Origin of the sequence: Piscinibacter defluvii (assembly GCF_004011805.1) — a bacterium.
GTDB classification, from domain to species: Bacteria; Pseudomonadota; Gammaproteobacteria; order Burkholderiales; family Burkholderiaceae_C; genus Piscinibacter; species Piscinibacter defluvii.
Genome location: NZ_ML137196.1, coordinates 318,983 through 339,001, shown reverse-complemented (window position 1 = coordinate 339,001; position 20,019 = coordinate 318,983). Strand labels below are relative to the sequence as shown.

At 71.1% G+C, this 20,019-nt stretch carries 20 protein-coding genes and 1 pseudogene; 18 read left to right on the top strand and 3 right to left on the bottom strand.

All coding sequences use genetic code 11. From position 1 onward, the window contains the following. Positions 1-25 precede the first annotated feature (25 nt). The 6 genes and pseudogenes from D9C15_RS01560 to D9C15_RS01540 all read left to right on the top strand — a co-directional run bounded on the left by D9C15_RS01560 (position 26) and on the right by D9C15_RS01540 (position 2,980). Positions 26-682, top strand: coding sequence for a hypothetical protein (locus D9C15_RS01560; RefSeq protein ID WP_127995664.1), 657 nt, complete (start codon positions 26-28; stop codon positions 680-682). Beyond that, a complete protein-coding gene (locus D9C15_RS01555) occupies positions 679-1,212 on the top strand; it encodes a hypothetical protein (RefSeq protein WP_127995663.1) in 534 nt (177 codons plus the stop codon). The genes D9C15_RS01560 and D9C15_RS01555 overlap by 4 nt, the downstream gene beginning before the upstream one ends. A 149-nt stretch (positions 1,213-1,361) precedes the next feature. Further along, a pseudogene (locus D9C15_RS33875) lies at positions 1,362-2,021 on the top strand (ammonia channel protein); the annotation flags it as partial. A gap of 70 nt (positions 2,022-2,091) precedes the next feature. Further along, positions 2,092-2,256 carry a hypothetical protein gene (locus D9C15_RS33870; RefSeq protein WP_240668288.1) on the top strand — a complete coding sequence of 55 codons (165 nt, stop codon included), beginning with the start codon at positions 2,092-2,094 and terminating at the stop codon, positions 2,254-2,256. Beyond that, a complete protein-coding gene (locus tag D9C15_RS01545) occupies positions 2,226-2,474 on the top strand; it encodes a hypothetical protein (RefSeq protein ID WP_127995662.1) in 249 nt (82 codons plus the stop codon). Before D9C15_RS33870 ends, D9C15_RS01545 begins: the two co-directional genes overlap by 31 nt. Before the next feature lie 47 nt (positions 2,475-2,521). Continuing rightward, the gene (locus D9C15_RS01540; protein ID WP_127995661.1) at positions 2,522-2,980 is read left to right on the top strand and encodes a universal stress protein; all 459 of its coding nucleotides are present in this window, start codon (positions 2,522-2,524) and stop codon (positions 2,978-2,980) included. Between the two features lie 6 nt (positions 2,981-2,986). On the opposite strand, the gene D9C15_RS01535 is transcribed toward D9C15_RS01540, so the two are convergent. Both D9C15_RS01535 and D9C15_RS01530 read right to left on the bottom strand, forming a co-directional pair. Beyond that, complete coding sequence (locus tag D9C15_RS01535) at positions 2,987-3,808, bottom strand: universal stress protein (protein ID WP_127995660.1); 822 nt, start codon at positions 3,806-3,808, stop codon at positions 2,987-2,989. Between the two features lie 63 nt (positions 3,809-3,871). After that, positions 3,872-4,447: a TetR/AcrR family transcriptional regulator gene (locus D9C15_RS01530; protein WP_164886610.1), complete on the bottom strand. Its 576-nt coding sequence runs from the start codon at positions 4,445-4,447 to the stop codon at positions 3,872-3,874. Positions 4,448-4,560: 113 nt separating this feature from the next. Here D9C15_RS01530 and D9C15_RS01525 point away from each other — a divergent pair, with 113 nt between their 5' ends. Further along, complete coding sequence (locus D9C15_RS01525; RefSeq protein WP_127995658.1) at positions 4,561-6,339, top strand: feruloyl-CoA synthase; 1,779 nt, start codon at positions 4,561-4,563, stop codon at positions 6,337-6,339. On the opposite strand, the gene D9C15_RS01520 is transcribed toward D9C15_RS01525, so the two are convergent. Then, positions 6,332-7,195 carry an amidohydrolase family protein gene (locus D9C15_RS01520; protein WP_127995657.1) on the bottom strand — a complete coding sequence of 288 codons (864 nt, stop codon included), beginning with the start codon at positions 7,193-7,195 and terminating at the stop codon, positions 6,332-6,334. The genes D9C15_RS01525 and D9C15_RS01520 overlap by 8 nt on opposite strands. Before the next feature lie 191 nt (positions 7,196-7,386). On the opposite strand from D9C15_RS01520, the gene D9C15_RS01515 reads away from it, so the two are divergent. From D9C15_RS01515 to D9C15_RS01465, 11 genes are all read left to right on the top strand, one after another. Beyond that, positions 7,387-8,196 carry a crotonase/enoyl-CoA hydratase family protein gene (locus D9C15_RS01515; RefSeq protein WP_127995656.1) on the top strand — a complete coding sequence of 270 codons (810 nt, stop codon included), beginning with the start codon at positions 7,387-7,389 and terminating at the stop codon, positions 8,194-8,196. Next, on the top strand, positions 8,193-10,037 hold the full coding sequence (locus D9C15_RS01510; RefSeq protein WP_127995655.1) for a feruloyl-CoA synthase: 1,845 nt from the start codon (positions 8,193-8,195) through the stop codon (positions 10,035-10,037). The genes D9C15_RS01515 and D9C15_RS01510 overlap by 4 nt, the downstream gene beginning before the upstream one ends. Before the next feature lie 9 nt (positions 10,038-10,046). Beyond that, positions 10,047-10,823 (top strand): SDR family NAD(P)-dependent oxidoreductase, encoded by a 777-nt coding sequence (locus D9C15_RS01505; RefSeq protein WP_127995654.1) that lies wholly within the window; start codon positions 10,047-10,049, stop codon positions 10,821-10,823. A gap of 11 nt (positions 10,824-10,834) precedes the next feature. Beyond that, on the top strand, positions 10,835-11,251 hold the full coding sequence (locus tag D9C15_RS01500) for an acyl-CoA thioesterase (RefSeq protein WP_127995653.1): 417 nt from the start codon (positions 10,835-10,837) through the stop codon (positions 11,249-11,251). A gap of 11 nt (positions 11,252-11,262) precedes the next feature. Next, positions 11,263-12,396: an ABC transporter substrate-binding protein gene (locus D9C15_RS01495; protein ID WP_127995652.1), complete on the top strand. Its 1,134-nt coding sequence runs from the start codon at positions 11,263-11,265 to the stop codon at positions 12,394-12,396. After that, positions 12,397-13,437 (top strand): branched-chain amino acid ABC transporter permease, encoded by a 1,041-nt coding sequence (locus tag D9C15_RS01490; protein ID WP_127995651.1) that lies wholly within the window; start codon positions 12,397-12,399, stop codon positions 13,435-13,437. Then, positions 13,434-15,200, top strand: a complete 1,767-nt coding sequence (locus D9C15_RS01485) for a branched-chain amino acid ABC transporter ATP-binding protein/permease (protein WP_127995650.1) — start codon at positions 13,434-13,436, stop codon at positions 15,198-15,200. The genes D9C15_RS01490 and D9C15_RS01485 overlap by 4 nt, the downstream gene beginning before the upstream one ends. A gap of 1 nt (position 15,201) precedes the next feature. Then, positions 15,202-15,942 (top strand): ABC transporter ATP-binding protein, encoded by a 741-nt coding sequence (locus tag D9C15_RS01480; RefSeq protein WP_127995649.1) that lies wholly within the window; start codon positions 15,202-15,204, stop codon positions 15,940-15,942. A gap of 7 nt (positions 15,943-15,949) precedes the next feature. After that, positions 15,950-17,704 carry an acyl-CoA dehydrogenase family protein gene (locus D9C15_RS01475; protein WP_127995648.1) on the top strand — a complete coding sequence of 585 codons (1,755 nt, stop codon included), beginning with the start codon at positions 15,950-15,952 and terminating at the stop codon, positions 17,702-17,704. Next, the gene (locus D9C15_RS01470) at positions 17,701-18,180 is read left to right on the top strand and encodes a MarR family winged helix-turn-helix transcriptional regulator (protein ID WP_127995647.1); all 480 of its coding nucleotides are present in this window, start codon (positions 17,701-17,703) and stop codon (positions 18,178-18,180) included. Before D9C15_RS01475 ends, D9C15_RS01470 begins: the two co-directional genes overlap by 4 nt. Positions 18,181-18,275: 95 nt before the next feature. After that, positions 18,276-20,015, top strand: coding sequence for a ShlB/FhaC/HecB family hemolysin secretion/activation protein (locus D9C15_RS01465; protein ID WP_127995646.1), 1,740 nt, complete (start codon positions 18,276-18,278; stop codon positions 20,013-20,015). Positions 20,016-20,019 lie beyond the last annotated feature (4 nt).

The following is a 20,019-nucleotide window of genomic DNA, read 5'->3' as shown; positions in this document are numbered from 1 at the left end:
CGACCTTTACCTCGGTGATCGCGCCGTGAGCCTGTGCGACGGCGAGGAGCTGCGCCTGTCGCTCGCCGTGGAGCAATGGGAGGCCGGGCTGGCCGCGGCGCGCGAGGAACTGGCGCGCCGCGCCGACCGACGCCGTGTCCGGGTCTGGCTCAGCGGCGCCCTGTGTCGACCCTGCGTGCTGCCGGCGCTGCAGGGACTGCGCAACCGAGCCGAGATGCTGAAGGTGGCGCAGGCGCTCGCCGGCGAGAGGACCGGGCTCGCCGGGCGCTGCCGGGTCTGGCTCGAGCGCGGAGCCAATCCGGCGGTACCGATGGCCGCGGCTGTCAGCGGGGCCTTGCTCGAGCGGCTGACGGATGAAGCGCTGGGCCGGCGGTTGGCCTCGATCACCCCGTGGTGGGCGGAGGCGCTGAACACCTGCTTGCGTGGCCCCCATGCCCCACAGGCCATCGCCGTGCGCGACAGCGACGCGCTGACGGTGCTCGCCGGACCGGCGGAGGATTTCGGCTTCGCCGCCACCTACTTTCTGGCGCACGGGCGCGAGGCCGCGGCGGCGGCCTTCGCCCGCGCGATGCTGTCGGCCGACCTGCCGGCCGGGCCCCGCAGCATCTGGAGCCTCGGTTCTGCACCCGTGGGCCAGCCCGTCTCCTGCGCGCTGGGTGTGTTGGTGGAGACCTGGACGTGAGGCCGCTGAACATCGACGTGCTCGATCGGGGACGTGTGCGCGCCGGGTTCGGTATCGCGCTCGCGCTCTCCTTGCTGCTGCTGGCGGGATCGCAGATCCTCGGCGCTCTCGAGGCAGGGGATCAGGCCACGGCGCTCGCGCTGCGCCTGCAGGAGCGCAGCCTGGCGTTCGAACGGCAACAGGGGACCGGCCGTGCCGCTTCGACACTCCATGCGCAACCCGCGTACTACCGGGACGCTGTCACCATGCTCCAGGCGGCTTCCTTCGACGCGGCTACGGTACTTTCTGCGCTGGAATCGGTGCACGTCGCGGGCGTCCGAGTGCTCGCGGTCGAAATCGTCAGCGCCGAGCGCCTGGCGCGAGTCGACCTCGAGGTCATGGAACCGGCGGCGCTTACCGACTACTTGGACGGTTTGAATGCCGGGCTAGATACATCGCAGCGTTGGGAGCTGCTGCGGGTGCAGTCGCCGTCGGCTCAGGCCGCCGGAACGGCAAGCATCGTTGCGGGGATCGAGTTCGGCCGGCGCTAAAGGCGCCGGTTCCGTCGACCATCGGGGTTTGGCTGGTCCGGATCCGGCCCGGCTGGCAAGTGATGACCCCAAATCGCTCGGGCTCATTCACGGCATAGGATGGCGAATTGGTGAGTTTCTGTGCGGACAAAGGGCCTTGGCTTGCCCGAATGTCCGGTCCGTCAAGGGGACCCGCATTTCGCGGCTGGAGCGAGCGGAAGATGAATCTGCGATCGATCCTCGGGGAGGTGCCTCGCCTGCTGGCGGCCGGCCTGGCCGACGCACCGCTGGCGGCGCTGGCCGCGACACCTGCCTTCAACGGCGCGGACACGGCCTGGATGCTGATCTCTACCGTGCTGGTGCTGCTGATGACCGTGCCCTGGACCTTGCTGTTCTACAGCGGCATGCTGCGGGCGAAGAACGGCCTGTCGATCATCGCGCACACTATCGCGGCCACCGCGGCGGTCACGGTGTGCTGGGCGATGGTCGGCTACTCGATCGCCTTCACCAGCGGCGGCACGCCCTAGGTCGACGGGCTGGGTTGGGTGTTCGCCGAGGGGCTGGTCGGCAGGGGCGCCGGCGCCCATCCCTCGGCGCCGAGGATCCCGGAATCGGTGTTCTTCCTGTTCCAGCTCTCCCTCGCGATCATCACCTTCGCGCTGATCCTCGGCGCCACGGCCGAGCGCATGCGCATGGGCATCACGCTGGTGTTCGCGGCCCTGTGGTCGGTGCTCATCTACGCCCCGGTGGCGCACTGTATCCGGCGCCCCACCGGCTGGCTCGCCCAGATAGGCCACATGGACTTCGCCGGCGGCACCGTGGTGCACATCGCCTCGGGCGTGGGGGGCTGGCTGCGGCGGTGGTGCCCGGGCCGCGACGCGGCTTCGGCACGGAGCCGAAGTGGGCTTCAAGTCCACCACCGGCATCGACGACTCGCTGGACGTGTTTGCGCCGCATGGCGTCAGCGGCATGGTCGGCACCTGGCTGCCGCTGCGCCTGATCGGCCTGGTCGTGCCGCACGGTAGGAGGGCACCATGGCCGGTGACGGCCCCGACGGCCAGCTGATGAACTACCTCGTGCGCATGGTCGTGCCCATGCGCCGCGAGTTCGGGCGGCATGTCGACGTCGGCCAGCTCCCGCTCGACTATGCGAAGTACGTCGAGCGGCGCCTGCACGGCCCGCGCATCGCCGACACGCCGAAGGCCCCGCCGCCGGCCGGCGGGCCCACCGCAGAGGAACTGCGCGCGCGCGTGCTCAAGAAGTACACCTCCGGCCTCAGGTAGTCTTGGCGGCGCGGGCGGTTGCCGCCCGCCCGACCTGGAGCCCGCCGATGAAGATCCTCGTCCCCGTCGACGGCTCGAGCGCCTCGCTCGATGCCGTGCAGCACGCGCTTCAACTGATCCGCGAGGGCCTGCAGGCCAGCCTGGTGCTGGCCAACGTGCAGGAGCCGGCCAGCCTGTGGGAGCTGCTGCGCGTGCACGATGCCGAGCAGATCGAGGCGATCTGCCGCTCGGCCGGCGAGCACTCGCTGCAGGAGGCCGCTGCGCTGTGCCAGGCCGCGGGCGCCGAGTTCGTGCAGGAGATCGCCCAGGGCGAGCCGGCCGCGACGCTGCACGACATCGCCGAGGAGCAGGGCTGCGATCTCGTCGTGATGGGCGCGCGCGGCAAGGGCGAGACGCCCGGCACGCGGCTCGGCTCGGTGGCGCATGCGCTGCTGCACGACGCCGCGCTGCCGGTGACCATCGTGCGCCACCCGCCGGCGCCGGAGGTCGAGCCCGAGGGCGAGTGAGCCCGGTCAGTGGCTGAACAGCACCGGCAGCGTCATCGAGGCCAGCACGGTGCGTGTCACGCCGCCCAGTGCCCACTCGCGTGCGCGGCCGTGGCCGTAGCAGCCCATCACCAGCAGGTCGGCCTGCGCGTCGGCGGCCAGCGAGAGCAGCTGCGCGCCGAGCTCGTGCTCGAGCGCGACCTCTTTCTTCAGCGTGGCGCTCACGCCATGGGCGGCGAGATAGCCGCTGATCGGTTGCTCGTCGCGGATGCCCTCGCCCTCGTCGAACACCACCACCTGCACCGACTCGGCCTGCTGCAGCAGCGGCAGCGCCGCCGTGACGGCGCGGGCCGACTCGCGGGTCGCCTTCCAGGCCACCAGCACGCGGCGCGGCAGCACCGGCTCGAGCAGCACATGCGGCAGCACCAGCGCCGGCCGGCCGCTGTCCAGGATCACCGAGGAGACGAAGTCGCCCGGCACGTCGGCCGCGCCGGTCGGGCCGGGCGGGCGCTGTCCGAGCAGCAGCAGGTCGGCATAGAAGGCGGCGCGCACCATGTCGGCCACCGGCAGGTCGGTCACCTCCTGCCAGGCCACGCGCCGCGGGTCCACCGCCGCGGCGTACTGCGCATGCGCTGCGTCGCGCCGCTGCTGGTCCAGCTCGACCAGCGTGGGGCCGATGTCGGCCCCGGCGGCCAGCGCCATCGGGAAGCGCGTCAGCGACGAGGTCACGGCGTACAGCGCGCGTGCCGTGGCGCCATGCGCGGCGGCCAGCCTCTCGCCCAGGCGCAGCCGCACCGCGCTTTGCGGCGTGCCATCGGCATGGACCAGGATCGTCTTGAGCGTGCTCATCGCCGTCTCCGTGCTTCGATGCGGGAAGTGTGTCCCTCCGGCGGCGGTCCTGCTTGACCTCGCTCAAGCGCTGCGGTCGATGCGCGTCAGCACCAGGCGTTGCAGCAGCTCGCTGCGTTCCTTCTTCTGCGCCGGCGTGCCCTGGCGCACCAGCAGCGACTCGGCCACCTCGTAGGCATACAGCACGAAGGCCCGCGCGCGCGCCTCGGCGATCGGGAAGCCGAGCGCCGAGAAGCACTGCGCGATGTAGGCGATGCGCCGCTCGTCGACCTCGTCGACCGCGGCGCGCGCCAGCGTGTCGCGCCGGGCCCAGGCGCGGATCGCCAGCTCGATGCGCGCTGCGCGCTGCGCCGCGCGGCCGCGGAAGGGCAGCGAGATCAGCTCGGCGATCAGCGCCTGCGGGTCACTGCCGTGGCCCTCGAAGCGCCGGATCACCTGCTCGGTGGCGGCGTCGCGCCAGCCCTGCAGCACGGCGGTGAGCAGCTCCTCGCGGTCCTTGAAGTGCCAGTAGAAGCTGCCGCGCGTGACCTCCAGTTCGCGCGCCAGCACGTCGACGCGCACCGCGTCGATGCCACGGTCCACCAGCACCTCGGTGGCGGCGGCGATCCAGTCCCCGCGGAGCAGCGTGGCGCGTGTCATGGCCGGCCATGATGCCATACAGCACTGTACGGATCCTGGGGCAATCCCCGAGTGCAATATCCTGCAGGCTGCCTACCATCCACACCATACACAAGTGTATGGAAGGGCGTTGCATGGCCGGCTTCTTCGACGATCCCGCGATGCTCGCGCCGCCGCGCGCGGTCAAGCTGCAGTTCGACGGCGGCGCCTTCGTGCTGCGCTCGCCGGAGCCGCTCAAGCCCTATGCCCGCTGCATCGGCGAATGGCTGGAGCGCTGGGCGCGCGAGACGCCGGAGGCGACGTTCCTCGCCGAACGCCAGGGCGAGGGCTGGCGCTCGCTGAGCTATGCGCAGGTGCGTCGCCTGGTCGGCTCGATCGCGCAGAGCCTGCTCGGCCTGAACCTCGCGCCGGGGCGGCCGGTGGTGGTGCTGTCGGACAACTCGGTCGACCATGCGCTGCTCGCGCTGGCCGCGATGCACGTCGGCCGACCGGTGTGCACCGTCTCCAGCGCCTACTGCCGGCTCACGAAGGACTACAGCAAGATCCAGGGCATCCTCAACACGCTCGGGCCGGCGCTGGTGTACGCGTCGGATGCGGCGGTCTACGGGCCGGCGCTGGCCAGCGCCGCGCTGCCGGCCGTGGCGGTGTTCAGCCAGGGCGCGGAGCAGTACCCCGGCGCGTTCGCCTTCGAGCACCTGACCCGCACCGCGGAGAGCGCGGCGGTGATGCAGGCCTTCGAGTCCATCCAGCCCGACGACCACGCGAAATACCTGCTGACCTCGGGCTCCACCGGGCATCCGAAGGTGGTGATCAACACCCACCGCATGCTGTGTGCGAACCAGCAGATGATCGCGCAGGCCTGGCGCTTCCTCGAGCGCGAGAAGCCGGTGGTGCTGGACTGGCTGCCCTGGAGCCACACCTTCGGCGGCAACCACAACTTCAACCTGGTGCTGCGCCACGGCGGCACGCTGTACATCGACGAAGGACGGCCGGCGCCCGGGCTGGTGGAGAAGTCGGTGCGCAACCTGCAGGACGTGCAGCCGACGCTCTACTTCAACGTGCCGCGCGGCTTCGACATGCTGCTGCCCTTCCTCGAGCAGGACGAGGCCTTCGCGCGGCGCTTCTTCGAGCGTCTGCGCATGGTGTTCTATGCCGGCGCCGCCCTGGCGCCCTCGAGCTGGGAGCGCCTCGAGGCGGTGGCGCAGCGGGTGCGCGGCGAGCCGGTCTGGTTCACCACCTCCTGGGGCTCGACCGAGACCTCGCCGGCCATCACCAGCGCGCACTGGCGGCTCGAGCGCGCCGGCTGCATCGGCCTGCCGCTGCCGGGCATGGAGCTGAAGTTCGTGCCCAACGGCGAGAAGCTGGAGATGCGGGTGCGCGGCGTGTCGGTCTTCCCGGGCTACCGCAATGCGCCGCTGCAGACGACGCAGGCGTTCGACGAGGAGGGTTACTACCGCATCGGTGATGCCGGCTTCCTGATGGATGGGCAGCGGCCCGAGAAGGGCGTGGCCTTCAACGGCCGGGTGGCGGAGGACTTCAAGCTCTCCTCGGGCACCTGGGTGTCGGTGGGCACGCTGCGGCTGCGCGTGGTCTCGGCGCTCGCGCCCTACGCGCAGGACGCGGTGATCACCGGGCACGACCGTGCCGAGGTCGGCGTGCTGCTGTTCCCGAGCGCCGCGGCGAAGGAGCTCTCGCCCGCGCAGCTCGAGGCCAAGGCACGCGAGGCGCTGGCCGCGCTGCGTGCCGAAGGCGGCGGCTCGTCGCAGACGCCTACCCGCGCGCGCTGGCTGGCCGAGCCGCCCAGCGCGGACGCCGGCGAGATCACCGACAAGGGCTACATCAACCAGGGCGCGGTGCTGAAGCGCCGCGCGGCCGACGTGGAGGCGCTGTATGCGGGCCCGGGCCTCAGCTGAGGCCGAGCAGCCGCATCGCGTTCTCCTTCAGGATCAGCGGCTTGACCTTGTCCTTGAAGCCGGCCTCGTCGAAGTCCTTCATCCAGCGCTCGGGCGTGATCAGCGGGTAGTCGCTGCCGAACAGCATGCGGTCCTTCAGCAGCGTGTTGGCGTACTGGATCAGCTGGGGCGGAAAGTACTTCGGGCTCCAGCCCGACAGGTCGATCCACACGTTCGGCTTGTGCAGCGCCAGCGACAGCGCCTCGTCCTGCCACGGCCAGCTCGGGTGCGCGATCACGATCTGGATGTCGGGGAAGGCGATCGCCACGTCCTCCAGCAGCATCGGGTTGCTGTTCTGCAGGCGCAGCCCGCCGCCGCAGCGCATGCCCGAGCCGATGCCCGAGTGGCCGCTGTGGAAGATCGCCGGCAGCTTGTGCTCGGCGATCACCTCGTAGATCGGCCAGGCCATCTTGTCGGCCGGGTGGAAGCCCTGCACCGTCGGGTGGAACTTGAAGCCGCGCACGCCGTGATCCTCGATCAGCCGGCGCGCCTCGCGGGCACCCATCTTCCCCTTGTGCGGGTCGATGCTGCCGAAGCAGATCATCATGTCGGCGTTCTTCTTCGCCGCCTCGGCGATCTCCTCGTTCGGGATGCGGCGCCGGCCGAGCTGCGCCTCGGCGTCGACGGTGAACATCACGAGCCCGATCTTGCGCTCGCGGTAGTAGGCGACGGTCTCGGCGATGGTCGGCCGGCGATTGCTGCCGAAGTACTTGTCGGCGGCGCGGTCGTACTCCTCGCCGTAGTTGTCGAACGGGTTCCAGCACGACACCTCGGCATGGGTGTGGGTGTCGATCGCGATCAGCTCGGCGGTGTTCACGGGGCTCTCCGACGGGGCAGCAAATTAGTTGCAAAGCGGAACCATTTGCGGCGCCACTCGACCCACCGCAATGTAGCACCGGCGCGGCCGAGTTTCCAATACGGAAAGGGCGGATGGCTGCGGGTTTACCCGGTGTCCGGGCGGGTTCGATTGATTCAAACTCATAACTAAATAGAACTCCCCCGCCCGCCATGACGATCGCCTTCGTTCCCGCTGCCGGCTTGCTTGCCGGTCTCGACCTGCTGCACATCGAGACGGCCGGCGCCGTGGCCCACGTGCGGCTGAACCGGCCGGCCAAGCGCAACGCGGTCAACGACACGCTGGTCGCGCAGTTGCACACCTGCTTCGTCAACCTGCCGTCCGAGGTGCACGCGGTCGTGCTCACCGGCGCCGGCGATCACTTCTGCGCCGGGCTCGACCTCTCCGAGCTCTCCGAGCGCAGCGTGGCCGAGGGCATCCTGCACTCGCGCACCTGGCATGCGGCGATGGACGCGATCCAGTTCGGCCGCGTGCCGGTGGTCGCGGTGCTGCACGGGGCGGTGGTCGGCGGCGGGCTGGAGATCGCCAGCGCCTGCCACCTCCGCGTCGCCGAGGCCGGCGCGTACTACGGGCTGCCGGAAGGCCAGCGCGGCATCTTCGTCGGCGGTGGCGGCTCGGCGCGCGTGCCGCGGCTGGTCGGCGTCGCCACCATGACCGACATGATGCTCACCGGCCGGGTGCTCGACGCGCAGGAGGGCTACGAGCGCGGCCTGTCGCAGTACCTGGTGGAAGACGGCCAGGGCTTCGCCCGGGGCGTGGCGCTGGCGCAGAAGATCGCCGCCAACGCGCCGCTGTCCAACTTCTCGGTGATGCAGGCGCTGCCGCGCATCGCCGACCTGCCGCAGGCCGACGGCCTGTTCGTCGAATCGCTGATGTCGGCCATCGCGCAGGGCGACGACGCGGCCAAGGAGCGTGTGCGCGCCTTCCTCGAGAAGCGCGCCGGCAAGGTGGAAAAGTCATGAGCGGTGCGCGGTACCGGGCGCTGCCGCTGGGCGGCTCGCTCGCGGCGAACTTCGTGCAGCGCCCGGACGGCAGCACGCTCGTCACCTCGGCCGAGCCGCTGGGCGACTACCCGCGCCGGCTCACCGACCGGCTGCTGCACTGGGCCGAGCATTCGCCCGGGCACACCCTGGTGGCGCGCCGCCACCTGGGCGGCGACTGGCACCGCATCAGCTACGCCGAGGCCGTGGCCACCGCGCGCAGCATCGCGCAGGCGCTGCTGGACCTCGACCTGTCGAAGGACCGGCCGGTCGCCATCCTGTCGGAGAACGACCTCGAGCACCTGCTGCTCGGCCTGGGCGCGATGTTCGCCGGCGTGCCCTTCGCGCCGGTCTCGCCGGCCTACTCGACCCTGTCGCAGGACTACGGCAAGCTGCGCCACATCCTGGGTGTGCTGACGCCCGGCCTGGTGTTCGCCTCCAACGCCTCGGCCTACGGGCGGGCGATCGCCGCTACCGTGCCGGCCGACGTGCCGGTGGTGCTGACGCACGGCGAGATCGCCGGCCGCGCGACGCGCCGCTTCGCCGAACTCGCCGCCACGCCGGTGACCCCGGCGGTCGACGCGGCGCACGCGCAGGTCGGCCCGGACACGATCGCCAAGTTCCTGTTCACCTCGGGTTCGACCAAGCTGCCCAAGGGCGTGATCAACACGCAGCGCATGCTGTGCGCCAACCAGCAGCAGATCCTGCAGTGCTTCCCCGGCCTCGGCCAGGTGCGGCCGGTGCTGGTGGACTGGCTGCCGTGGAACCACACCTTCGGCGGCAACCACAACGTCGGCATCACGATCTACAACGGCGGCACGCTCTACATCGACGACGGCAAGCCCACGCCCGCGGGCATCGCCGAGACGCTGCGCAACCTGCGCGAGATCGCGCCGACGGTCTACTTCAACGTGCCCAAGGGCTTCGAGGAGATCGCCAACGCGATGGAGGAGGACGCGCAGCTGCGCGACACCCTGCTCAGCCGCGTCTCGATGTTCTTCTTCGCCGGCGCCGGGCTGGCGCAGCCGGTGTGGGACAAGCTCGACCGCATCGCCGAGCAGACCGTGGGCGAGCGCATCCGCATGCTCACCGGCCTGGGCATGACCGAAACCGGCCCGTTCGCGATGTGCGCCAACGCCGAGGAGGTGAAGTCCGGCCACATCGGCCTGCCGGCGCCCGGCATGGAGCTCAAGCTGGTGCCCAGCGGCGACAAGACCGAGGTGCGCTACCGCGGCCCGAACGTCACGCCGGGCTTCTGGCGCGCACCCGAGCAGACCGCCGAGTCCTTCGACGCCGAGGGCTTCTACAGCAGTGGCGACGCGATCAAGCCGATCGACCCGGCCCACCCCGGGCGCGGCTTCGCGTTCGACGGGCGCACCGCGGAGGACTTCAAGCTCTCCACCGGCACCTTCGTCTCGGTGGGCCCGCTGCGCGCGAGGGTCATCGCCGCGGGCGACCCCTGCGTGCAGGACGTGGTGGTGGCCGGCCTGAACCGCGACGAGCTCGGCCTCCTGCTGTTCCCGCGCATGGACGCCTGCCGGGCCTTCGCCAACCTCCCCGCCGGCGCGCCGACGCTCGAGGTGCTCGGCAGCGCGCCGGTGCGCGAGTTCTTCCAGCATCTGGTCGACGGCCTGTGGGCCACCGGCACCGGCAGTGCGACCCGCGTGGCGCGTGCGCTGGTGCAGGTCGACCCGCCGAGCATCGACCTCGGCGAGGTCACCGACAAGGGCTCGATCAACCAGCGCGCGGTGCTGACGCACCGTGCTGCGCTGGTCGAGCACCTGTACGCCGGCGGCGACGGCGTGATCCTGCCGCGCCGCTGAGGAGGCTGCATGCAGATCGAGCAACAGGCGGCAATCGTCACCGGCGGCGCCTCGGGCCTGGGCGCCGCGACGGCACGTGCGCTGGCGGCGCGCGGCGCGAAGGTGGCGGTGCTGGACCGCAACGCCGACGGCGCCGCGGCGCTGGCGCGCGAGATCGGCGCCGACGGACAGGCGATCGGGATCGGCTGCGACATCACCGACACCGCGAGCGTGCTGGCCGCGCTCGACGCTGCGCGCGCCGCGCACGGCTCGGCGCGCCTGCTGCTGAACGTGGCCGGCATCGGCACCGCGAAGCGCATCGTCGGCAAGGACGGTGCACCCGCGCCGCTGGAAGACTTCGAGCGTGTCGTGCGGGTCAACCTGGTCGGCACCTACAACGTCACGCGGCTCGTGGTGGCCGAGATGGTGAAGCTCGCGCCGCTCGCGGACGGCGAACGCGGCGTGGTGGTCAACACCGCCTCGGTGGCGGCCTTCGACGGGCAGGTCGGGCAGGAGGCCTATGCGGCGAGCAAGGGCGGCATCGTCGGCATGACGCTGCCGCTGGCGCGCGACCTGGCGCAGTTCGGCGTGCGTGTGTGCACCATCGCCCCGGGGCTGTTCCTCACGCCGCTGATGGCCGAGCTGCCGCAGGCGGTGCAGGAGTCGCTGGCCGCGAGCATCCCGTTCCCGAAGCGGCTGGGCAAACCCGAGGAGTTCGCGCAGCTCGCCGCCGCCATCATCGAGAATCCGGCGCTCAACGGCGAGGTGATCCGCCTCGACGGCGCGCTGCGCCTGCCCCCGCGCTGAGCCCAAGAGCGATGAGCCGCACCACCACCTTCCGCGTCGACGTGCAGTTCGGAGACTGCGATCCCGCCGGGATCGTGTTCTTCCCGAACTTCTCGCGCTGGATGGACGCGGCCTCGCTCGCGTTCTTCATGCAGTGCGGCCTGCCGCCCTGGCGCGAGCTGGTCAAGACACGCGGCATCGTCGGCACGCCGCTGCTGGAGATCAACACCAAGTTCGTCCGCCCGGTCACCTACGGCGAGACGATCGCGATCGACACCTGGGTCGAGGAATGGCGCGACAAGGTGTTCGTGCAGCAGCACCGCGTGACACGCGGCGGCGAGCTGATCTGCGAAGGCCGCGAGGTGCGTGCCTTCGTCACCCGCGAGCCCGGCACCGACCGGCTGCGAGCGATTCCCGTTCCCGCCGACATCAAGGCCCTGTGTTCCTAGGAGACATGACGATGCACCTGCTCAAGACCCTTGCCGCGGCCCTGGCCGTGCTGGCCGCCGGCGCCGCCCAGGCCGAGATCACCATCGGCATCAGCCTGCCGCTGACCGGGCCCGCCTCGGGCCTCGGCATCCCGATGGCCAACTACATCAAGCTCTGGCCGACCGAGATCGCCGGCGAGAAGCTCAAGGTGATCGTGCTCGACGACGCCACCGATCCGACCAAGGGCGTCACCAACGCGAAGAAGTTCATCACCGAGGACAAGGCCGACATCATCATGGGCTCGGCCGCCACGCCGGTGGCCATCGCGATGGCCGGGCCGATCGCCGAATCCGAGACGGTGCAGTTCATGTTCTCGCCGGCGGTGCTGCCCGCGGGCAAGGACACCTGGGCCTTCCGCCTGCCGCAGGGCAATGCGGTGATGGCGCACGCGATGATCGAGCACATGAAGAAGCAGGGCGTGAAGACGGTCGGCTTCCTCGGCTACACCGACGCCTACGGCGAGAGCTGGCTGAACGACTTCAAGGCCCAGTCGCAGGCGCTCGGCGGGCCGCAGATCGTCGCCACGGAGCGCTTCGCGCGCAGCGACACCAGCGTCACCGCGCAGGCGCTCAAGCTCGCCTCGGCCAACCCGGACGCGATGCTGATCGTCGCCTCGGGCTCGGGCGCCGCCATGCCGCACAAGGCGATCGTCGAGCGCGGCTACAAGGGCAGGATCTACCAGACCCACGCCGCGGCCTCGCGCGACCTGGTGCGCGTGGGCGGCAAGGACGTCGAAGGCGCCTTCGTCGTCTCCGGCCCGGCGGTGATCCCCGAGCAGCTGCCGGCCAACCACCCGTCGAAGGCACTCGCGGCCGACTTCGTCGCCAAGTACGAGAAGGCCTACGGCGCGGGCAGCCGCAACCAGTTCGGCGGCCATGCCTACGACGCCATCGTCGTGCTCGAGAAGGTCGTGCCGGTGGCGCTGAAGAAGGGCAAGCCGGGCACCAAGGAGTTCCGCGCCGCGCTGCGCGACGCCACCGAGGCCATGGGCCGCACGGTCGTCTCGCACGGCGTGCTGAACTACACCAAGGACAACCACTGGGGCTTCACGACGGAGACCGGCGTGATCCTGAAGGTCGTCAACGGCGACTGGAAAGTCGAGTAAATGGATCTCACCATCGCCAGCATCCTGTCGCTCGACGGCGTCACCAACGGCGCGGTCTACGCGCTGCTGGCGCTGGCCACCGTGCTCGTGTTCGCCGTCACGCGGGTGATCTTCATCCCGCAGGGCGAGTTCGTGGCCTACGGTGCGCTGACGCTGGCGCTGCTGCAGCTCGGCCAGGTGCCCGGCACGGTCTGGCTGCTGCTCGTGCTGGCGCTGGTGGCCGCGGTGCTCGACGCGCTGGCCGGGCTGCGGCGCGGGCTGCCGGCCGGCAGCGTGCTGGCCGGCGCGCTCAAGGGGCTGGTGCTGCCGCTGGTGGTGGTCGGCGTGGCCTGGTGGGCCGCGCCGCGCCAGCTGCCGCTGCTGCTGCAGAGCCTGCTGACGCTGGCGATCGTCACGCCGCTCGGTCCGCTGGTCTACCGGCTCGCCTACGAGAAGGTGGCCGATGCCACCGTGCTGGTGCTGCTGATCGTCTCGGTCGGCGTGCACTTCGCGCTCACCGGCCTGGGCCTGGTGTTCTTCGGCGCCGAGGGCTTCCGCAACCCGAGCTTCTGGGACACGCGCTTCTCGGCCGGCCCGCTCACGCTCTCCGGCCAGACCCTGATCATCTTCATGGCCTCGATCGCGCTGATCGTCGGCCTGTTCCTGTTCTTCGAGCGCACGCTGCGCGGCAAGGCGCTGCGCGCCACCGCGGTGAACCGGCTCGGCGCGCGGCTGATGGGCATCTCCACCTCGGGCGCCGGCAAGCTGAGCTTCGGCCTGGCCGCCTTCATCGGCGCGCTCTCGGGCCTGCTGATCGGGCCGACCACGACGATGTTCTACGACTCGGGCTTCCTGATCGGCCTGAAGGGCTTCGTGGCCGCGATCTTCGGCGCGTTGTCGAGCTACCCGGCCGCGGCGCTCGGCGCCGTGTTCGTCGGCCTGATCGAGAGCTTCGGCTCGTTCTGGGCCAGCGCCTTCAAGGAGGTGATCGTCTTCACGCTGATCATCCCGGTGCTGCTGTGGCGCAGCTTCCAGCACGGCCATCACGACGAAGAAGAATGAAGATCCGACGCATCGCGTTCATCGCCTTCCTGGTCGTCGTGGCCGCGCTGCCGGTGCTGCCGGTGCCGGAGTTCTGGATCACGCAGGCCAACTACATCGGGCTGTACACGCTCGTGGCGCTCGGCCTGGTGCTGCTGACCGGCGTGGCCGGCCTGACCAGCTTCGGCCAGGCGGCGTTCGTCGGCATCGGCGCCTACACGGCCGCCTACCTGACGCTGACCTACGCCGTCTCGCCCTGGCTGACGGTGTTCATCGGCCTGGCCGTCACCGGCGTGGCCGCCCTGGCGCTGGCCTGGGTGACGCTGCGCATGTCGGGCCACTTCCTGCCGCTGGCCACCATCGCCTGGGGGCTGAGCCTGTTCTACCTGCTCGGCAACATCGACGCGCTGGGCAAGTACGACGGCCTGCTCGGCATCCCCGCGCTGGAGCTGTTCGGCCTGACGCTGAACACCGGGCGCAGCTTCTACGTGCTGCTGTGGTTGCTGGTGGTGCTGGCCACCGTGGCGGTGACGCACCTGCTCGATTCGCGCACCGGCCGCGCGCTGCGCGCCGTCAAGGGCGGCACGACCATGGCCGAGGCGATGGGGGTGAACACCTTCCGCATCAAGGTGACGGCGTTCCTGATCGCGGCGCTGCTGGCCAGCCTGTCGGGCTGGCTGTTCGCGCACTTCCAGCGCACCGTCAACCCGTCGCCCTTCGGGCTGAACAAGGGCATCGAGTACCTGTTCATGGCGGTGGTCGGCGGGGTCGGCCATGTCTGGGGCGCGCTGGTCGGCTCGACCGTGGTCAAGGTGCTGGAGGAGCAGCTGCAGGACTGGCTGCCGCGCCTGATGGGCACCAGCGGCAACTACGAGATCATCGTCTTCGGCCTGCTGCTGGTGCTGGTGCTGCAGTACGCGCGCGACGGCATCTGGGCCTTCGTCGAGGCGCGCGTGCCGCGCCCGCCGCGGCCGCGCGACTGGGGCGACGCGAGCGCGCTGCCCGAGCGCGCGCGCCCGCCGCGCGGCGAGGTGGTGCTGCAGGTGCAGGCCGCGCGCAAGGAGTTCGGTGGGCTGGTGGCGGTCAACGACGTCAGCTTCGACGTGCGTGCCGGCCAGATCCTCGGCCTGATCGGGCCCAACGGCGCCGGCAAGTCCACCACCTTCAACCTCGTCACCGGCGTGCTGCCGGTCACGCGCGGCGAGGTGCGGCTGCGCGGCCAGCCGATCCACAGCCTGCCCTCGCGCGAGATCGCCGCGCGCGGCGTGGCGCGCACCTTCCAGCACGTGAAGATGATTCCGGGCATGACGGTGCTGGAGAACGTCGCGCTCGGCGCGCACCTGCGCGGCGGGCACGGCGTGGCCGCGGCCATGCTGCGGCTCGACCGTGGCGAGGAGAAGCGCCTGCTGAAGGAGGCTGAGCGCCAGCTGCAGCGCATCGGCATGGGCGAGCGCATGCACGAGCTGGCCGGCAACCTGGCGCTCGGGCCGCAGCGCCTGATGGAGATCGCCCGCGCGCTGGCCGCCGACCCGACGCTGCTGCTGCTCGACGAACCCGCCGCCGGCCTGCGCCTGAAGGAGAAGCAGGCCCTGGCCGGCGTGCTGCGCCAGCTGCGCGACGAAGGCATGGCGATCCTGCTGGTCGAACACGACATGGACCTGGTGATGGGCCTGGTCGACCGCGTGGTGGTGATGGAGTTCGGCACCAAGCTGATCGAGGGCACGCCCGAGGAGGTGCAGGCGAGCCCCGCGGTGCGCGCCGCCTACCTCGGGACGGAACACTGACATGACGGACTTGCTTCTCGAGGTCAACGACCTGCACGCCGGCTACGGCCGCGCCGAGGTGCTGCACGGCATCCGCCTGAAGGCCGCCAAGGGCAGCGTGGTGACGGTGATCGGCCCGAACGGCGCCGGCAAGTCCACCCTGCTGAACGCGCTGATGGGCGTGCTGCCGGCGCGCGGCGAGATCCGCTACGCCGGCGCCTCGGTGCTGCGCCGCACGCTGGAAGAGCGCGTGATGCAGGGCATCGCGCTGGTACCGGAGACGCGTGCGCTGTTCGGCACCATGCCGGTGGAGGACAACCTGCTGCTGGGCGGCTACCGCCAGGTGCGCCAGGGCCGGCGCAAGGCCGGCGAGGGGCTGGAGCAGGTGTACACGCTGTTCCCGCGCCTGAAGGAGCGCCGCGTGCAGCTGGCCGGCACGCTCTCGGGCGGCGAGCGCCAGATGCTCGCGGTCGGCCGTGCGCTGATGAGCCAGCCCGACCTGCTGATGCTCGACGAGCCCAGCCTCGGCCTGGCGCCGCTGGTGGTCAAGGAGATCTTCCGCACGATCGAGAAGCTGCGCGCCACCGGCGTGACCATCCTGCTGGTCGAGCAGAACGCCCGCGCCGCGCTCGAGGTGGCCGACCACGGCTACGTGCTCGAGATGGGCGAGATCGCGCTCGAGGGCCCGGCCGAGCAGCTTGCCAAGGACCCGCGCGTGATCGACACCTACCTGGGTGCGGCGCGCCAGAAGACCAACGTCTGAGGACGCCATGAGCTGGGAGTACCGCGCCCCGGTGCGCGAGATGCGCTACGTGATCGAGGAGCTGCTCGGCCTGCCGGCGCAGTGGGCGCAGCTGAACGCGTTCGCCGAGCTCGACGCCGATACCGCCGTGCAGGTGATCGAGGAGGCGGCGAAGTTCGCCGTCGAGGTGGTGGCGCCGCTGAACGGGCCCGGCGATCTGGAGGGCTGCAGCTGGCGCGACGGCGCGGTCGGCACGCCGAAGGGCTTCCGCGCCGCCTACCAGGCCTTCGTCGCCGCCGGCTGGCCGGCGCTCGCCTGCGATCCGGCCGTCGGGGGCCAGGGCCTGCCGCAGGTGCTCAACGCCGCGCTGTACGAGATGCTCAGCGCGGCCAATCACGCCTGGACCATGTACCCCGGCCTGCTGCACGGCGCCTACGAATGCCTGCATCGGCACGCCTCGCCCGAGCTGCAGCAGCGCTACCTCGGCCCGGTGGTGAGCGGGGAGTGGCTCTCGACCATGTGCCTGACCGAGGCGCATGCCGGCTCCGACCTCGGCCTGCTGCGCACCCGGGCGCAGCCGCAACCCGACGGCAGCGTGAGGCTCAGCGGCCAGAAGATCTTCATCTCCGGCGGCGAGCACGACCTGACCGACAACATCGTGCACCTGGTGCTGGCCCGGCTGCCGGACGCACCACCGGGCACCAAGGGCATCTCGCTGTTCCTCGCGCCGAAGATCCTGCCCGACGGAACGCGCAACGCGCTGCGCTGCGACGGCATCGAGAAGAAGATGGGCATCAAGGGCAGCGCCACCTGCGTGATGGCCTTCGAGGGGGCCACCGGCTGGATCGTCGGCGAGCCGCACCGCGGCCTGGCGGCGATGTTCGCGATGATGAACTCGGCGCGCCTGCACGTGGCGCTGCAGGGGCTGGCGCTGGCCGACAACGCGCACCGCAATGCGCTGCGCTACGCGCACGAGCGGCTGCAGTCGCGCGCGCCGCAGCGCGGCGACACCGCTGCGCCGGCCGACCCGATCGTGCTGCACCCGGCGGTGCGCCGCAGCCTGCTGCGCCAGCGTGTGCTGGTCGAAGGCGGCCGCATGCTCGCCTACGCGGCCGCGCACCTGCTGGACCTGGCCGAACATGCCGAGGACGGCGCGCTGCGCCGCAGCGCGCAGGACGACGCGGCGCTGCTGACGCCGGTGCTCAAGGCCTTCCTCACTGACAACGGATTCGCGCTGGCGAGCGACGCGCTGCAGGTGTTCGGCGGCCACGGCTACACGCACGACTGGGGCGTGGAGCAATGTGTGCGCGATGCCCGCATCGCGATGGTCTACGAGGGCACCAACCAGATCCAGGCGATCGACCTGGTGGTGCGCAAGGTCCTTCCCGACGGCGGCGCGAAGTTCTTCGCGCTGCTGCAGCGCCAGCGCGCGGCGCTGCCGCCGCAGGCGCGCCATGCCGCCGCGGCGCAGGACTGGCTCGCGCGGCTCGAGTCGGCGCTGCGCGACACCGTGGCCGCCGCGGCCGGCGATGCCGAGCTGCCCTACCGCGTGGCCGACGACCTGCTGCGCGCCTGCGGCCTGGCGCTGGTGGCGGCCGCCTGGGCACGCGCCGACGCGGTGTCGGCCGAACGCGCGGCCGCGGGCGACGCCTTCCACCGCGCCAAGTGCGAGAGCGCGGCGCACTGCTTCGCGCAGCTCGAACCCGAGTTCGCCCAGGCGCTCGCGCAGGCGCGTGCCGGCCGCACGCCGTTCGCGGCGATCGAGGCGTTCGACGCGGCATGAAGGCCGAGGCGCTCGCGCCCGAGGCCGCGTCGTCGGCGCTCGACCAGTCGCGCCTGACCACGCTGGTGGGCTATGCGGCCAGCCGCGCTGCGATCGAGCTGCGCAAGACCTTCGCACGCCACCTCGGTCCGCTCGGCCTGAAGGTGCTGGACTATTCCATCCTGGTGCTGGTGGCCTCCAACCCCGAGGTGAACCAGAAGCAGCTCGGCGAGGCGCTGGACGTGGCGCCGCCCAACATGGCCGCGGCGATCGACCGGCTGGTCGAGGCCGGCTGGGTCGAACGGGTGCGCAGCACACGCGACCGGCGCGCCATGTTGATCCACCTCACCGCCTCGGGCCATGAGCTGCTGCGCCGCGCCGAGGCGATCGCCGCGACCATGGAGCAGGAGCCCCTGCGCGGGCTCTCGTCGGCCGAGCGGGCCCTGCTGGTCGAACTGCTGCTGAAGGTGGCCGGACTCGCGGTGCGCGTGGTGTGAAGGTGTGGCGGCGCTGCCGCGGCCTTGCCCGGGTGATTGACACCGCGGGGTGCGCTTCGTAAGGTCCAGCGGTCTTCGAACCGACAGGTGGCCTCGTGACATCCGCATCCCCTGAGGGCCGCCGCGCCCGCCGCTGGACACCGGGCCTGCTGCCGTGCCTGCTGCCGCTGGCGGTTGCGGCGCAGCAGACCGTGCCGAATCAACCCAGCGCCGGCTCGCTGCTGCAGCAGGCGCAGCCCCAGGGCGTGCCGGCCCCGGCGCTCGGCAAACCGCCCGCCGAACTGGTGCTGCCGCGGGCCGTGACGGCGCCGACGAGCGGCGGACCGAGCATCGAGGTCAAGGCCTTCCGGATCGCGGGGCTCGACGTGCTGACTCCCGAGCGGCGCGCCGCGCTGCTGCCGATGCTGCAGAAATACACCGGGCCGCGCAAGACGCTCGTCGACCTGGAGGACGCGGCCAAGGACGTCGAGGTCGCGCTGCAGCGCCAGGGCTACTTCCTCGCCCAGGCCTACGTGCCCGAGCAGCAGCTGGTCGACGGCACGGTCACGCTGCAGGTGCTGATCGGCCGGATCGGCGCGGTGCAGATCGAGGCCGAGCCGGGCGTCAAGGTATCCGCTGAACTGATGGACAACATCGTCGCCCGGCTGCGCGGCAACCCGGTGGCCGAGCGCGAGCTGATCGAGAGCGCGCTGTTCACGCTGGGCGACCTGCGCGGCATCGCGGTGACCTCCTCGCTGACCCCGGGCGAGAAGGTCGGCCAGGCCGACCTGACGATCAAGGTGTCGGCGGCCAAGGGCAGCGCCTACTCGCTCGAGTTCGACAACGGCGGCTCGGTCTTCACCGGCCGCTACCGCCTGTTCGCCAACGGCGAGTGGTTCAACCTCGCCGGCCGCGGCGACGTGTTCTCGATCCGCGGCCAGGCCTCGCTGAACGGCGGCTCGGCCTTCGTGCGCGCCGCCTGGCTGACCCCGGTCAACGCCTACGGCACGAAGGTCGGCGTGGCGGCCAGCTTCCTGAAGTACAAGCTCGGCGATTCGCTCGAGGCGCTCGACGCCCACGGCACCGCCCAGGCGCTGTCGCTGCAGTTCCTGCATCCGCAGGTCCGCTCGCGCAACACCAACCTGTTCCTGACCGCGAGCGCCGACGTGCGCAAGTTCGACGACACGGTGAGCACCTATCCGCTGGTCATCAAGAAAGGCGTGACGAGCTACGTGACGCTCGGCGCGGTGGGCGACTTCCGCGACACGATCTTCGGCGGCGGCATCAGCAACTACTCGCTGACGCTGGTGGGCGGCAAGCTGGACATCGACACCCCCAGCGAACTCGACCTCGACCAGGGCGACGGTGGCTTCAAGACCAACGGCGGCTACGCCAAGCTGGGCTTCACCGCCTCGCGCCTGCAGGTGCTGCCGAACAAGGACTACCTGTACTTCAGCCTCTCGGGCCAGTACGCGAGCAAGAACCTCGACAGCTCGGAGAAGTTCAGCCTCGGCGGACCGAGCGGCGTGCGGGCCTACCCGGCGCCCGAGTCGCCGAGCGACCACGGCCTGATCGGCGGCTGGGAGTACCGCAAGCCGCTGGCCATCGAGGCGCTGCCGGGCGACTGGGTGCTGGCGGTGTTCGGCGACTACGCCTACGGGCAGCTGCACCAGGAGCCCCGCGTGGGCGACAGCTCGCGCAACATCCGCAAGCTGATGGGCCACGGCATCGGCCTGACCTACGGCGGCGCCAACGGGCTGATCGTCAAGGGCTACCTGGCCGTGCGCGGCGACGCGGTGGCGCAGAGCGACGACTCTCGCACCCGCGCCTACGTGCAGCTGAGCCAGCCGTTCTGAAGGA